The 13,751-nt window shown below is 66.1% G+C and carries 13 protein-coding genes; 9 read left to right on the top strand and 4 right to left on the bottom strand.

The genetic code is table 11. The features are described 5' to 3' along the window. The 3 genes from AWC27_RS06055 to AWC27_RS06045 form a co-directional block, all read right to left on the bottom strand. Positions 1-1,456 (bottom strand): amino acid adenylation domain-containing protein (locus AWC27_RS06055; RefSeq protein WP_139836794.1); only part of this gene is annotated, 1,456 nt, incomplete at its 3' end. A gap of 131 nt (positions 1,457-1,587) precedes the next feature. After that, entirely contained in the window at positions 1,588-3,792 is a 2,205-nt protein-coding gene (locus AWC27_RS06050; RefSeq protein ID WP_085669664.1) for a CaiB/BaiF CoA transferase family protein, read from the bottom strand. Further along, on the bottom strand, positions 3,792-5,240 hold the full coding sequence (locus AWC27_RS06045) for an aldehyde dehydrogenase family protein (protein WP_085669665.1): 1,449 nt from the start codon (positions 5,238-5,240) through the stop codon (positions 3,792-3,794). Before AWC27_RS06045 ends, AWC27_RS06050 begins: the two co-directional genes overlap by 1 nt. Positions 5,241-5,433: 193 nt before the next feature. Between AWC27_RS06045 and AWC27_RS06040 the strand changes: the two genes are divergently transcribed. The 9 genes from AWC27_RS06040 to AWC27_RS06000 are packed head-to-tail and all read left to right on the top strand — an operon-like array spanning position 5,434 to position 13,211. Beyond that, complete coding sequence (locus AWC27_RS06040) at positions 5,434-6,630, top strand: cytochrome P450 (RefSeq protein WP_085669663.1); 1,197 nt, start codon at positions 5,434-5,436, stop codon at positions 6,628-6,630. A 3-nt stretch (positions 6,631-6,633) separates the two neighbouring features. Further along, entirely contained in the window at positions 6,634-7,836 is a 1,203-nt protein-coding gene (locus AWC27_RS06035; protein WP_085669662.1) for an acyl-CoA dehydrogenase family protein, read from the top strand. Beyond that, positions 7,836-8,390 (top strand): FAS1-like dehydratase domain-containing protein, encoded by a 555-nt coding sequence (locus AWC27_RS06030; protein WP_085669661.1) that lies wholly within the window; start codon positions 7,836-7,838, stop codon positions 8,388-8,390. Before AWC27_RS06035 ends, AWC27_RS06030 begins: the two co-directional genes overlap by 1 nt. Further along, entirely contained in the window at positions 8,390-8,797 is a 408-nt protein-coding gene (locus tag AWC27_RS06025) for a Zn-ribbon domain-containing OB-fold protein (RefSeq protein ID WP_085669660.1), read from the top strand. Before AWC27_RS06030 ends, AWC27_RS06025 begins: the two co-directional genes overlap by 1 nt. 6 nt (positions 8,798-8,803) lie before the next feature. Beyond that, positions 8,804-9,913, top strand: a complete 1,110-nt coding sequence (locus tag AWC27_RS06020; RefSeq protein WP_085669659.1) for an acyl-CoA dehydrogenase family protein — start codon at positions 8,804-8,806, stop codon at positions 9,911-9,913. After that, positions 9,910-10,353, top strand: coding sequence for a MaoC family dehydratase (locus AWC27_RS06015; protein WP_085669658.1), 444 nt, complete (start codon positions 9,910-9,912; stop codon positions 10,351-10,353). Before AWC27_RS06020 ends, AWC27_RS06015 begins: the two co-directional genes overlap by 4 nt. Next, positions 10,350-11,519, top strand: a complete 1,170-nt coding sequence (locus tag AWC27_RS06010; protein ID WP_085669657.1) for a lipid-transfer protein — start codon at positions 10,350-10,352, stop codon at positions 11,517-11,519. Before AWC27_RS06015 ends, AWC27_RS06010 begins: the two co-directional genes overlap by 4 nt. 10 nt (positions 11,520-11,529) lie before the next feature. After that, positions 11,530-12,600 carry a zinc-binding dehydrogenase gene (locus tag AWC27_RS06005; RefSeq protein ID WP_085669656.1) on the top strand — a complete coding sequence of 357 codons (1,071 nt, stop codon included), beginning with the start codon at positions 11,530-11,532 and terminating at the stop codon, positions 12,598-12,600. Then, a complete protein-coding gene (locus AWC27_RS06000; protein WP_085669655.1) occupies positions 12,600-13,211 on the top strand; it encodes a TetR/AcrR family transcriptional regulator in 612 nt (203 codons plus the stop codon). Before AWC27_RS06005 ends, AWC27_RS06000 begins: the two co-directional genes overlap by 1 nt. Here the strand turns inward: AWC27_RS06000 and AWC27_RS30830 are convergent. Further along, positions 13,208-13,663 carry a hypothetical protein gene (locus tag AWC27_RS30830; protein ID WP_169726728.1) on the bottom strand — a complete coding sequence of 152 codons (456 nt, stop codon included), beginning with the start codon at positions 13,661-13,663 and terminating at the stop codon, positions 13,208-13,210. The two genes, AWC27_RS06000 and AWC27_RS30830, sit on opposite strands and share 4 nt — an antisense overlap. Between the last annotated feature and the right edge of the window lie 88 nt (positions 13,664-13,751).

Raw genomic sequence — 13,751 nt, 5'->3', positions numbered from 1 at the left:
ACCCATCCAACACCATCACCACCGAGGGAACCATGAACTCCGGCAACCGATCCCCCACCCACCGGCGCACCTCACCAACCACCGGCTCCGGCCCCGGCTCCGGTACCACATAGCCCACCAACTGGTCGCCGTGTGCGGTGACCACCGCCTGGGCAACAGCAGGGTGGGCGGTCAGCGCCGCCTCGACCTCGCTGGGCTCGATACGGAACCCGCGGACCTTGACCTGATCATCGGCGCGGCCGACAAACTCCAACGCGCCCTGGGCATTCCAGCGCACCACATCCCCGGTCCGATACATCCGAGATCCCGCCGCATCGAACGGACACGCCACAAACCGCGAGGCCGTCAGCCCCGCTCGGCCCCGATACCCGCGCGCCACCCCGGCACCAGCGATATACAACTCACCCGCCACCCCCGCCGGCACCGCAGCCAACCTCGCGTCCAACACGTAAAGCCGCACCCCGTCCAACGGACCACCAATGGGCACCGGCGCGCCTGCCACCCCATCCCCTCCGGCACAGACGTAATACGTTGCGGCCATGGTTGTTTCGGTTGGTCCGTAGCCGTTTATCAACGCAAGCCGAGGATGGGCCGCGCGCAGTTCGCCCACCGCAGCCGAGGACACCACATCCCCGCCCACCCACAACTGACGCAGCGACGCCAGATCATCGGCGCTGGACTCCGCGGTCACTTGGTCCAGCATCGCCGGAGTGAGCAATAGTGCGCTCACCCGATGCGTGGCAATCAGCCGGATCAGCGCGCTGACATCGCGGCCGAAGCCGGAATCGATGACCAGACAGCCGCCACGCAGCAGCGGCACCCACAGTTCGTACGTCGAGGCGTCAAACGCGACGGAGGAATGCATCAGCACGCGTTCGTGCCCCGCAGCCCAGCACCGGTTCGCCACCAGCTGCACCACATTGCGGTGCGTTACGGCCACCGCTTTAGGCGTGCCGGTCGACCCCGAGGTGTACATGATGTAGGCCAGGTCGTCGGGACGGGGGGCCATGCCGCGCAGGTCGGGGTCGTAATCGGCGTCTAGGTCGTCCAGCACGAGCCGGGGGACGGTGGTCTCGGGCAAGCTGGGCGCGGTCGCGCGGTCGGTGATCAAGAAGTGCGGGGCGGCGTCGGCCAGCATGTAGTGGGTGCGCTGACTGGGATAGTTCACATCGATCGGCAGATACGCCGCCCCGGTCTGGCTGATTGCCAGCACCGCGGTGACCAGTTCCACCCCGCGGGGTAGGGCCACCGCGATAATGGTCTCCGGTTGCGCCCCGTAAGCCCGCAGTCGTGCGGCCAGCCGATGCGCTCGCTGTGCCAACTGCGCATAGCTGAGACGGTGGTGATCAGCCTGCAGCGCAGGCGCGTGAGGCGTGCGCGCTACCAGTGCGGCAAACAACTCCGGAATCGTCGCCGACGCCGGGGCGGCCACCGCGAGGCCATGTGCTGTACCCATTCTTGATCCGTGTTGTTCGTCGAACAGATCGACACCCGCTGGATGTCACTATTCGAATACACGGAATTGGGGCCCGGGCACCATGTGCAGAATGACCCTGCAGCACCCCATTCGGGATGATGTCACACACCCTAGGCGTTCAAAACATGCTCTCCAATGACCCGCCGGTCACGTAATTCGGCCAGCTCAGCTGCGGAAAAGCCCAGCGCGCAGAGGATTTCGTCGTTGTGCTGACCGAGTGTCGGCGGGGGCGTGCGGTGGTGCTCGACCGGTCCCGGGGTGATGCGAAGTGGCCAGCCCGGGTAGCGGCGCGATCCGGTGATCGGGTGTTCGAACTGCGCATAGAATCCGCGCGCGTCGAGCTGCGCGAGGTCATACATCTGGTCTGCCGCGGTCAGCGGTTCTGCCGCAATGCCTTGGGCCCGAAGGGTTTCCACGACCACAGCCACCGGCTGCGTTCGCGTCCAGGCGGCCACCATCTCGTCGAACACATCGTGGTCAAGCCGGCCTTGATCGGGTATCGATAATGCCACCCACCCGCCGTCTTCGCATGTCGGGTACACGCCCTGCAGATAACCGCGCCGGCGGTTTCCTTCGCGAGGCCGCACCATACCGTTCATCGAGTACTCGATAACCGGTTCGGCGGTCACACATGCGGCGACCTCGATCTGGGCGATCTCGATCAGCTGACCCTGCCCGGTCCGCCGCCGGTGCTCGAGCGCGGCCAGCAGCGCGACGCCCGCGTGCACGCCGACGATGGGGTCCGCCGGCCCCTGCAGGTTGCACGGCGGGCCGTCGGCGTAGCCGGTGACCGCCGACATGCCGGAGGTCTGCTCGATGTTCAGCGCCCAGCCGACATAGTCGCGCCACGGGCCTTCCAGGCCGAACCCCGGCATCCGGACCATGATCACGTCGGGTTTGACCGAGACCAGCGACGGATAGTCCAGGCCGAACTGCTCGACCACTCGCGGCGAGAAATTCTCCACCACGACGTCGGACTGGGCGACCAGGCGGCGGGCGATGTCGCGGCCGGTCTGCGAGGTCAGGTCCAGCGTGAGGTCGCGCTTGTTCAGATTGGTGGCCTGCCAGATGGCGCTGCGCTCGTACCAGTCGTCGCCCTCGAAGGGAAATGCACCGGAATAGCGATGCCCGTCGGGGCGCTGGATGGACTCGACCTTAACGATGTCGGCGCCGAACGCGCCGAGGTAACAGGTCAGGTAGGCGCCCGCCCAGAAGGTGCTCAAATCCAGGACCCGCAATCCCGCGAACGGCGATTCGGCCCGCGTCTCCAGCCTGGGCTCCGGATTCGGTTGTGCCGCCATCGGTTTCGTGAACCGGAACGGCACCCCGGGCCGCCGGAATCCGGCACCGTCGACGAAGAACCCGCGCGTGGCGTATTGCGGACAGTCCAACACGGTGGCGCCGTCGTTGACCGGTGCGGCCGGAATGCGCAATGCCTGACTCAGTTCGACGGTTTCGGCGACCGTCCGCTCGGCGAGTAACGGCGCAGCCTTGGCGAAGAACTCGGCGCGTTCCGGGCCACCCAGCATGATCGCGATCTGTTGTTCAGCGTGTTCCGGCAGGCCGAGCATCGAGCACACGTCCAGCCAGTGCTGGCCGGTGAGGCAGTTGATGCCCACCCAGCCGTCGGCGGCCCGTACCACACCCAGCATCGGCGACGAACGCACGTTGGCCGGCAGGCCGAGACCGCGCATCCGCTCGGCCATCAACATCGGGTAGGGCAGCGTCGACAGCAGCGACTCGAATTGCGAGACGTCCACCTCGGTGATCCGTCCCGGGGCTGGCAGCCGCAATGCGGTCAGCACACCCAGCGCGCCGTAGGCGCCCGCGACGTATTCGGCTATGCGGGCGCCGGCCTGCACGGGCGGACGCTCGGAATCCCTGGCGCTCACCCAGCCCGCAACAGCCTGCAGGGTAAGCGCTGTTGCCGGACGATCACGCCACGGTCCGGTCTGACCGAACGCAGATATGCGGAGCACCACCAGGTTCTGGTTGAGCCGTCCCAGGGTGTCGGAGTCCAGCGTGCCGGGCGGCACATCCTCGACGAGTACCTGGGCTGACGCGATGTACTCTGCTGCACCTTCGAGATCACTTGTGATGCAGCATTTTCCGGCGTTCAGGTATTCGAACAACCCGGCGCGCTGCGGGTCGCATACCCCGCCGGGGAACGGGCCCCAGCGGCGCAGCGGATCTCCGCCGGGCGGCTCGATCTTGGTGACCTCGGCGCCGAGGTCGACCAGCAGCTTCGTGGCGTAGGGACCTGAGATCTCGGTAGCGATCTCGACGACGCGGAGCCCGGTGAAGGGTCCCGGCATCAGGGAGTCCCGATGGCCTTCGGCTCCATGTATTGATGCAGCCCGCCGATTCCGCCGCCCTCACGGCCGAAGCCGCTGAGTTTGAAGCCACCGAACGGCGCGTCACCCGGGCTGAAACCATTGACCGCGATCTGGCCGGTGCGAATCCGCCGAGCAACGCCGACGGCCCGGTCCACGTCGGAACCCCATACCGCGCCGGACAATCCGTATTTGGAGTTATTGGCGATGGCGACTGCATCGTCGTCGTCGCGGTAGCGCAGCACGCTGAGCACCGGGCCGAACACCTCTTCCTGGGCAATGGTCGAATCCGGCTCGACGTCGGTGAGAATCGTTGGCTCGTAATAGAATCCGACATCCAAACCGGCCGGCCGACCGCCCCCGGCCGCCACCTTGGCCCCGTCACTGCGGGCCCGCGAAACGTGGTCCTCGACCCGGTTGCGCTGTTCGGAGCTGATCAGCGGTCCCATTTGCACGTCGGAATCCGTTGGATCGCCGACCTTTACGTCGCGGGCCAGCGCGACCAGCCGATCGATAACCTCGTTGTGCAGGGAATCGGGAAGCAGCAGCCGGCTGTGCAGAATGCAAGCCTGCCCGGCATGTAGTGAGCAGCAGTCGAAGAGCATCTGCTGCAGCATTTCGTCGGTGACCTCAGTGTCGTCCAGAATGATGCTCGCGGACTTCCCACCGCATTCCAGCAAGATCCGCTTCATGGTGTGTCCCGCGGCGGACATGACCTCGCAGCCGACCGCCGAGCTGCCGGTGAAGCTGACCATGTCGATACGCGGATCGGTGGTGAGCAGCTTCGCGGACTCGAGACCCGACGGAGTGACGACATTGACCACTCCCGGCGGAATGTCGGTGTGCTCGTCGATGAGCCGCGCCAGCGCGAGCCCGGCCAGCGGCGTCAGCGGCGAGGGTTTGAGCACGACGGTATTGCCCGCGGCCAGCGCGTTGTTGACCTTCATGACGTTGAGGCAGTGCGGAAAGTTCCATGGCGTCAGAATCGAGACGACGCCAAGCGGCTCATAGCGCAGCAGAGTCGTTCCGGCCCCGATTCCGGTAACCGGCCGGTCGGCCAGCGTCGCGGCCAGCTGGGCGGCGCGCATGGACATGTAGCCTGCGCCGTCGACCTGCATCACGCGTTCATTGGCGATGCAGCCCCATTCGACCTGCGACAGTGCGAATAATTCGTCGTTGTGCTTCAGCAGCGCGTCGCCGAGCTGATTCAGGCAGCCGGCGCGCTCCTGTGGGGTCATGGTGCCCCATGGCCCCTCGTCGAATGCGTGGCGCGCGGCCCCGATGGCCGCGCCGACTTGGCCGACGCTGGCATCCGGTGCACTGGCGATGACGGCCTCGGTGGCCGGGGAGATGTCGTCGTAGCGTCCGTCCTCCGGCTCCACCCACCGTCCGTCGATGTAGAGCTGGTAGGTGTCAACAAATCCAGCCATCTGCGTCCCGTCCAGAGCGTCGGTCATCTAACAACCCGGTGTACACCTGTCGGACCGGCACGTCAATGACCATCGGGACGAATTCATCACTGTTCCAATATGTTGTGACCGTATTGACAGCAGGAAGGGTAGCGGAGTAGACACGACTGATAGGACAGATCGTGCCAATCTGTCGGATCGCGGGAGGCTCGCCGTGCATACGATTACTCCGCTGCACTGGCCTCGTTTCCCGCTGCACTCGCCCGACTTCTACGCCGGCGACCCCTTTCCGGCGTACCGCGAGCTGCGTGCAACTGCGCCGGTCTGCTGGAACGACGTCACCGATTTCTGGGCGCTGCTGAAGTACGAAGACGTCCGTTTCGTGTCGAGCAACCCGGCCCTGTTCTCTTCGACCAAGGGCATCACCATTCCCGACCCGGCGCTGGCGAACCCGGTCCAGGAAGGCAGCCTCATCTTCACCGATCCACCGCGGCACCGGCAGCTGCGCAAGCTGATCAACGCCGGCTTCACCCGGCGTCAGGTGGCCATCCTGGAGCCCAAGATCCGCGAGATCGTGCGCGGCATCCTCGACGGTGTCGAACCCGGTTCCACCCATGACTTCGCCGAGGAGATCGCCGCTCCGCTGCCCACCCGCATCATCGCCGAGCTACTCGGCGCGCCGCCCGACGACTGGGAACAATTCCGGGCCTGGTCGGACGCCATGACCGGAACCGCCGACCCCGAAATCGAACTCGACACCTTGGTGGCCGCCGGCCAGCTCTACGAGTACTTCCACCGGTTGATCGCCGATCGGCGGATACGGGCGCGGGACGACATGTTGTCGATCCTGGTCAACGCGGCGATCGACGGGCATTCACTCAGTGACGACGAACTGGTCAACTTCGCCTTCCTGCTCCTGGTGGCCGGCAACGAGACCACCCGCAACCTGATCGCGCTGGGTACCCAGGCGCTGATCGAGCATCCCGACCAACTCCAGTTGCTGGTTGGCGATCCCGCTTTGATCCCGTCCGCGGTCGAGGAGATGCTGCGCTGGAACAGCCCGGTGGTGCACATGGCGCGCACCGCAACGGCCGACGTCGAGATCCGCGGTCAGTCGATTCGCCAGGGCGACGTGGTGGTGATGCTCTACGGATCGGCCAACCGGGACGAGGACGTCTTCGGCAGCGACTCCGAAGAATTCAAGGTGACCCGGCACCCCAACCCACATATCGCCTTCGGGTGTGGTGAACATTCCTGTCTTGGTGCGCAATTGGCGCGCCTGGAGGCGTGTTTGCTGTTCGACGAGCTATTGCACCGCTTTCCCCGGCTCGAACTGGCCGGTCCGGTAAGCCGGGTGCGGGCCACCATGGTGCCCGGGGTGAAACGGATGCCGGTGAGGCTGGGGGCCTGAGCGGTGCAACTCGAGTACACGCCCGAGCAGGAGCAGCTGCGCGCCGAAATGCGGGCCACGCTGCAGGGGGTGATGACACCCGATCGTGTGGCAGCGATCAGCGAACAAATCGAGGGCGGTCCCGCGGTACGCGACTGTATACGTGCCTTGGCCGACGCCGGCCTGCTGGGCGTGGGGTGGCCCAAAGAGTACGGCGGACGCGGCTTCTCGGCGATCGAACAGTTCATCTTCGCCGAGGAGGCCCGCCGGGCCAACGCGCCCATCCCGCTGGTGACACTCAACACGGTGGGGCCGACGCTGATGCAGTGTGGCAGCGAGGAACAGAAGCAGCGGTTCCTGCCGGCGATTCTGGACGGCAGCGTGGAGTTTGCGATCGGCTACTCCGAGCCGAGCGCCGGTAGCGACCTGGCTGCGCTGCGCACCACCGCCATCCGCGACCGAGACGGTTATCTGATCAACGGGCAGAAGATGTTCACCAGCGGCGCCGCCTACGCCGACTACATCTGGCTGGCCGCGCGCACCGATCCGAACGCCAAGAAGCACAAGGGCATTTCGATCTTCATCGTGCCCACCTCGTCACCCGGATTCTCCTGGCAACCGTTGCACACCATGCCGGGCATCTCCACCTTCTACACCTTCTACGACAACGTGCGGGTACCGGCGAGCGCACTGGTGGGGACCGAAAGCCAGGGGTGGCAGCTGATCACCACCCAGCTGAACTTCGAACGGGCAGCCCTGGGCAACCTCGGCGCGCTCGAGCCGCTTTTCGAAAAGACGTTGGAGTGGGCGCAGTCCACCGAACTCGACGGTGGCCGCGTGATCGATCAGCCCTGGGTGCAGCTGGCTTTGGCCCGGGTTGAGGCACAGGTAGCCGCGTACAAGCTAGTCAACTCCAGGGTCAACGCCGCGATCACGAAGGGCATCCTGAATATGGGCGAGGCGTCGGCGGCAAAGGTGTTCGGTACCGAGTTGACCCAGCAGGTTGCCCGTGAGCTGCTGGAAGTGCTGGGCAGCAACGGAATACGCCGCGGCGCCGATGCCCCGCTGCGCGGCGCCCTGGAAGCCGCGTATCGCCAGGCCGTGATCAATACATTCGGCGGCGGTGCCAATGAGATTCAGCGGGACATCATCGCCATGGCCGGGTTGCTCATGCCGCGGGCACCTCGTGACCTTCGAGCAACAGATAAATCAGGAGGATCTGCCTAGTGACCGACTCAGAAGTCGAAGCCTCGATTCAAGCCAAGGTGCAGGCGCTCGTCGGCCAGCCGACGGGCGGAACCGGTAAACCGTCGGTGGCGCCGGATCCGGTCAACCAGCCGATGATCCGGCATTGGGCGCATGCGCTGGCCGACATGAATCCCGTTTACCTGGACCCGGAGTTCGCGGCCGGATCCAGGTTCGGCGGGATCGTGTCACCGCCGGTCATGCTGCAGACCTGGACGATGCCGGCACCACTGCTGGAAGGAATCGGCGACCGTGGCGGCGCCCCCGTCGAAATCAATTCCAACCCAACGGCATTCCTCGATGAGGCCGGCTACACCAGCACGGTGGCCACCAACTCAGAGTTCGAGATCGAACGCTACCCCCGGCTCGGTGATGTGATCAGCGCGACGACGGTGTACGAATCGGTTTCCGAGGAGAAGAAGACCGCACTGGGCACCGGCTTCTTCTTGACCTGGCTGACCACCTACACCGACCAGCACGGAGAAGTGCTGGGGCGCCAGCGGTTCCGGGTGCTGCGATTCCGGCCGGAGCGCTGATGGCGACCCGACTGGCCCCGGCGATCAGCCCGGACACCGAGTTCTTCTGGAACGGGCTACGCGAACACAAGCTGCTGATCCAGCGCTGCTACGACTGCGCGACGCTGCGCCATCCGCCCCGCCCGATGTGCCCGCACTGCCGTTCGCTCGCGTGGGAGACCATCGAGGCGTCCGGCCGCGGCGCGGTGTACAGCTACGTGATGCCGCACCAGCCACGCTTCCCGTTCTTCGACTACCCCTACATCGTGGTGCTGGTTGAACTCGCCGAGGGGGTGCGGCTGGTCTCCAACCTGTGCGGCATCGACCCGGCGGACGTCACGGTCGGGATGCCGGTCGGGGTCTGCTATCAGACCTTCGACGGTGCTAGCGGGGACCTGGTGCTGCACCAGTTTCGGCCGGCTGGGTAACGGGTTATGGATTTCACGTTCACCGAAGAACAGGAAGCCATCTCCAAACTCGCCCGCGAGCTCTTGGAGCGCCGGGCCACCCCAGAACGGATGACCGAGCTCGAAGCCGGCCCGCAACCCCGCTACGACAAGGCGCTGTGGACCGAACTCGCGAGCGTCGATCTCCTGGGCACCGCATTGCCAGAGCCGGTAGGCGGTAACGGCGGCGGATTCGTGGAACTCGGGGTGTTGCTGGCCGAGGTCGGCTGGAGTGTCGCACCGGTGCCCGCCTACGCGACGCTGGTCCTGGGAGCCGACCCGATCGCACGGTATGGAACCGCCGAACAACAGCAGCGCTTCCTGCCGGGCGTCGTTGCCGGACAACGTATCCTGAGCGCGGGCCTGGCCGAGCCGGGCCGCTCGCACGCCGCGGATCCGGCCACCACTGCGCGACGCGACGGCGCGAGGTGGCGCCTCGACGGGGCCAAGGAGCTGGTGCCCGCCGCTCAATTGGCCGACACGGTGCTGATTCCGGCACGCACCGATGCTGGTGACGTGGGGCTGTTTCTACTCGCCATGGACACTCCCGGCGTCGAGATCCGTCCGGTGCCAACCACCAACCGCGAGCCGCACGCAGACGTATTCCTCGATGGCGCAGCCGTTTCCGGGCAAGACCGGGTCGACGCGCCGATCGAATCGCTCTACACCCGCGCCCTGATCGGGCTGTGTGCGATCCAGCTGGGCGTCGCCGACCGCGCGTTGCACATCGCGGCCGAATACACCACGGGGCGTGAGCAATTCGGACGCCCGATCGGCAGCTTCCAGGCCGTCCAGCAGCGCATGGCCGATGCCTTCATCGACGTCGAGGCCATCCGCTGGACCACCTGGCATGCCGCCTGGCTCGTCGCCAACGGACGGCCCGCCGATCGGGCGGCACGCATCGCCAAATTCTGGGCGGCCGAAGCCGGTGCCCGGGTTGCCGCCACCGCCCAGCACGTGCACGGCGGAATCGGGATAGACCTCTCCTATCCCCTGCACCGCTACTTCCTCTGGGCCAAGCACAACGAGCTCGCCCTCGGCCCGGCCACCCAGCAGCTTGCCCGCCTCGGCGCGGCCTACGCGGAAGGAAACGCATGACAACCAAGACAACCCTCAAGTGGGCTGACATCGCCGTCGGCGACGAGGTAACGCCGCTTGAAATCCCCATCACCACAACGATGATCGTCGCCGGAGCAATCGCATCGCGTGACTTCATGCCGGTGCACCACTGCCGCAACTACGCCAAGCAGCAGGGGTCACCGGACCTGTTCATGAACATCTTGACCACGAACGGATATTGCGTGCGGTTTCTCACCGACTGGGCCGGGCCCGAGGCGATGGTCAAGAATCTGTCGATCCGCCTTGGCGTGCCCTGCTTTCCCGACGACCCGCTGCGCTTCACGGGCAGTGTGACCGGAAAAACTGAAGGCGAAGAAGGGGAGAACTTCGTCGAGATCACCTTCGCCGGTGCCAATAGCCTTGGCAATCACGTCTCCGGAACGGCGGTACTCAGCCTGCTCGAAAGGGACCCAGCATGAGCGGCAGCCTGCCCGGGACCTGTGCCATCGTGGGCATCGGGCAGACCGAGTTCTCCAAGGAATCCGGGCGCAGTGAGCTCCAATTGGCTTGCGAAGCAGTCAGTTCCGCACTCGACGACGCCGGCCTGGCCCCCGGCGACGTCGACGGCATGGTCACCTTCACCATGGACGCCAGCGACGAGATCGACGTATCGCGCAACGTGGGCATCGGCGACCTGTCCTTCTTCAGCCGGGTGCCGCACGGCGGCGGAGCGGCTGCCGGCACCGTGGTGCACGCGGCTATGGCGGTCGCAACGGGCGTTGCCGATGTGGTGGTGTGCTACCGCGCATTCAACGAGCGCTCTGGCATGCGATTCGGCGGCAGCGGGCGCACCAGCGCCGAGACGCCCCTGTTCATGGCGCACTACGCACCGTTCGGATTGCTCACTCCCGCAGCCTGGGTCGCGCTGCACGCCCAGCGGTACATGTCGACCTACGGTGTCACCAACGAAGACTTCGGCAGGATTGCCGTCGTCGATCGCGCGCACGCGGCAAAGAATCCCGACGCCTGGTTCTACCAACGTCCGATCACACTGGAAGACCACCAGAATTCGCGCTGGATCGTCGAACCCGTGCTGCGCCTGCTGGACTGCTGCCAGGAAAGCGACGGCGGCGTGGCGCTGGTCGTCACCAGCGCCGAACGAGCCCGCGACCTACGTCAGCCAGCCGCGGTCATCACCGCGGCCGCACAGGGCGCGGCTGCCAACGGCGAGATGATGACCAGCTACTACCGCGAGGACATCACCGGACTGCCCGAGATGGGTGTGGTGGCCGACCGGCTATGGCGGGATTCAGGACTCAAGCCCCAGGACATTCAAACCGCCTTCATCTACGACCACTTCACGCCTTTCGTGTTCACCCAACTGGAGGAACTCGGATTCTGCGGACGCGGCGAGGCGAAGGATTTCGCCACCGTCGAACGCCTGTCGCTGGGCGGCGAGTTCCCGATCAACACCAACGGCGGGCTGCTCGGCGAGGCCTACATCCATGGCATGAACGGCATTACCGAAGGAGTGCGTCAGGTGCGCGGCACCTCCTGCAACCAAGTCGACAACGTCGAACATGTGCTGGTCACGTCGGGCACCGGGGTGCCGACTAGCGGGCTCATTCTCGCGCCGGCCGATTGAGAGGAGCGTCATGCCCAAGCTCGCACTGCTGAGCGCATACGGCGGGCCGATCGAACTCGCCGAGTTTCCCCTCACCACACCCGCACCTGGCACCGCGGCGCTGAAATTGCGGATGGCCGGCATCTGCGGATCCGACCTACACATCTTCCGCGGCGAGCTGCCGCTGCCCTGCCCGTTCGCCATGGGTCACGAAATGGTCTGCGAGATAGCCGAACTCGGTTCAGGACTGACCAACGACGCGACCGGCAAGCCGCTCAAGGTGGGCGATCGGGTTGTTACACCATACTTCTGGACGTGCGGGCAATGCCACGCCTGCGCCCGGGGCCGCTCCTATGCTTGCCAGAATTTGATGGCCGGCGAATTCCGCACCCAGAACCAGCCGCCGCACTTCGTCGCCGCCTACGGCGAGTACTACTACACCTCCCGGCGCCAGCCGCTGTACAAGGTGCCCGACGACCTCGCCGACGAGGCTGTCGCGCCGCTCAATTGCGCTCTGGCCCAAGTGTTGTTCGCGCTGCGCGACGTTCGGCTCAGCGACACCGTCGTCATCCAGGGTGCCGGTGGGCTCGGCATCAACGCCGCGGCCGTCGCGCGTACCGCAGGGGCCGCCGAGGTGATCGTCATCGACAAGATCCCCGGCCGGCTCGACGTCGCGGCCGACTTCGGTGCAACTCATTGCATTGACGCCAGCGGTATTTCGACCGCGGAAGTCACCGAGCAGGTGCACCGCCGCACTGACGGGATCGGCGCGGATTGGGTGCTCGAAGTGGTCGGGGTGCCCAACGTGATCGCCGACGGCATCGGGTTCCTCAACAACGGCGGCACCCTGCTGGAGGTCGGCAACATCGGCATGGGACGCACCTTCGAACTCGATCCCAGCGTGCTGGTCTATGGCAACAAGTCGGTGCGCGGCGTGATGCTCTATGACCCGGTGACGCTGGCGATCGGTTTGTCCTTCCTGCAGCACACCAGTTTTCCGTTCGGCCGGCTGATGCCCAAGCCATTTCATCTCGCCGACGTCAACCAGGCCTTCGCCTCGGCCGACGCCGGTCTGGTGCCCCGCGGCGCGCTGGTTCCCTGATGACCGCCCAAGCCGCCGAAACGGACACTCGCGACCTCATCATCGAGTCCGCGTATGCCTGCTTCCGCAGACATGGGCTGCAGAAGGCGACGATCGTCGACATCGCCAAGGCAGCCAACGTTTCACGCAGCACCGTCTATGAGTACTTCAGCGACAAAGGCGCCATCCTGGAAGCCTGCGCCGAACACGCTTCCGAGCAGTTCTACCGGGAGATGTCCAAGGCCATGGACCGCGGCGGTTCACTCGAGGAGAGGCTGAGCCACGCAGCGGTTTTCGTTAGTCAGGCGCGCCGGGCGATCGCATCCGAGGAATACTTCGACGAAGAGGCGATCAGCCTGCTGCTGACCAAGGACGCCGCGGTGTTGCTACGGGAATGTGTCGACTTCTTCGCACCCCACCTCTCGGCGGCGAAGCTCACCGGTGAGGTCCGCAAAGACCTCGATGTCGAGTCGGCCGGCGAATGGTTCGCGCGAATATTGTTCTCCCTCTTCAGCACACCGTCGTCGACGCTGGATATGGACGATCCCGCCGTCGTCGCGGAGTTCGTGCGAGCTTATGTCGTGCGCGGCTTCAGCGGCGACCGGCCCAGACCGCGGCGTGCACTGACTTAGATGCCGCCCTGGCCGTTGCTGCCGTACAAGCGCCCGCCGGATCCGCCGGCGCCACCATGCTGCGCCCCGCTGCCGGCCCCGCCGTCGCCGCCATCGCCGATCAGCAGGGAATTACCGCCGTTGCCTCCGTTATTGCCGTTCGAGCCGCCGGTTCCTGCGTTGCCGCCGTCACCGCCCGCCCCGTAAAGCAGGCCCCCGTCGCCGCCGTTACCGCCCGGCCCGTTCACGATGTTGGACTCCCCGCCATCTCCCCCGAGCCCGCCAGAGCCGATCAGCCCGGCCGCGCCGCCGGCGCCGCCGGCTCCGCCTACGAATGCGCCGAATCCGCCGACCCCACCGGCCCCACCGTCGCCGATCAGCCCACCTTTGCCGCCCGATCCAGCATTCCCACCGACTTGGCCCACGCCCGTCCCACCGGACCCCCCATCGCCGCCGCGACCGTAGAGGCCCACCGCACCACCATCCCCGCCGGCGCCGCCGCTGCCAGTGGCCGCCGAGGTGCCGGCGGAACCGGAGGCCTAGGTGCGGATGCTGGCGGAG

Origin of the sequence: Mycobacterium szulgai, assembly GCF_002116635.1 — a bacterium.
GTDB classification, from domain to species: domain Bacteria; phylum Actinomycetota; class Actinomycetes; order Mycobacteriales; family Mycobacteriaceae; genus Mycobacterium; species Mycobacterium szulgai.
The sequence above is the reverse complement of the archived record's forward strand: the minus strand, read 5'-3'. Positions and strand labels throughout refer to the sequence as shown.

Coding starts and splice junctions, on each gene's coding strand:
- AWC27_RS06050 (WP_085669664.1), bottom strand. CDS start 3,792: ATGCCGGGACCCTTCACCGGGCTCCGCGTCGTCGAGATCGCTACCGAG.
- AWC27_RS06045 (WP_085669665.1), bottom strand. CDS start 5,240: ATGGCTGGATTTGTTGACACCTACCAGCTCTACATCGACGGACGGTGG.
- AWC27_RS06025 (WP_085669660.1), top strand. CDS start 8,390: ATGGCGACCCGACTGGCCCCGGCGATCAGCCCGGACACCGAGTTCTTC.
- AWC27_RS06020 (WP_085669659.1), top strand. CDS start 8,804: ATGGATTTCACGTTCACCGAAGAACAGGAAGCCATCTCCAAACTCGCC.
- AWC27_RS06015 (WP_085669658.1), top strand. CDS start 9,910: ATGACAACCAAGACAACCCTCAAGTGGGCTGACATCGCCGTCGGCGAC.
- AWC27_RS06010 (WP_085669657.1), top strand. CDS start 10,350: ATGAGCGGCAGCCTGCCCGGGACCTGTGCCATCGTGGGCATCGGGCAG.
- AWC27_RS06005 (WP_085669656.1), top strand. CDS start 11,530: ATGCCCAAGCTCGCACTGCTGAGCGCATACGGCGGGCCGATCGAACTC.
- AWC27_RS06000 (WP_085669655.1), top strand. CDS start 12,600: ATGACCGCCCAAGCCGCCGAAACGGACACTCGCGACCTCATCATCGAG.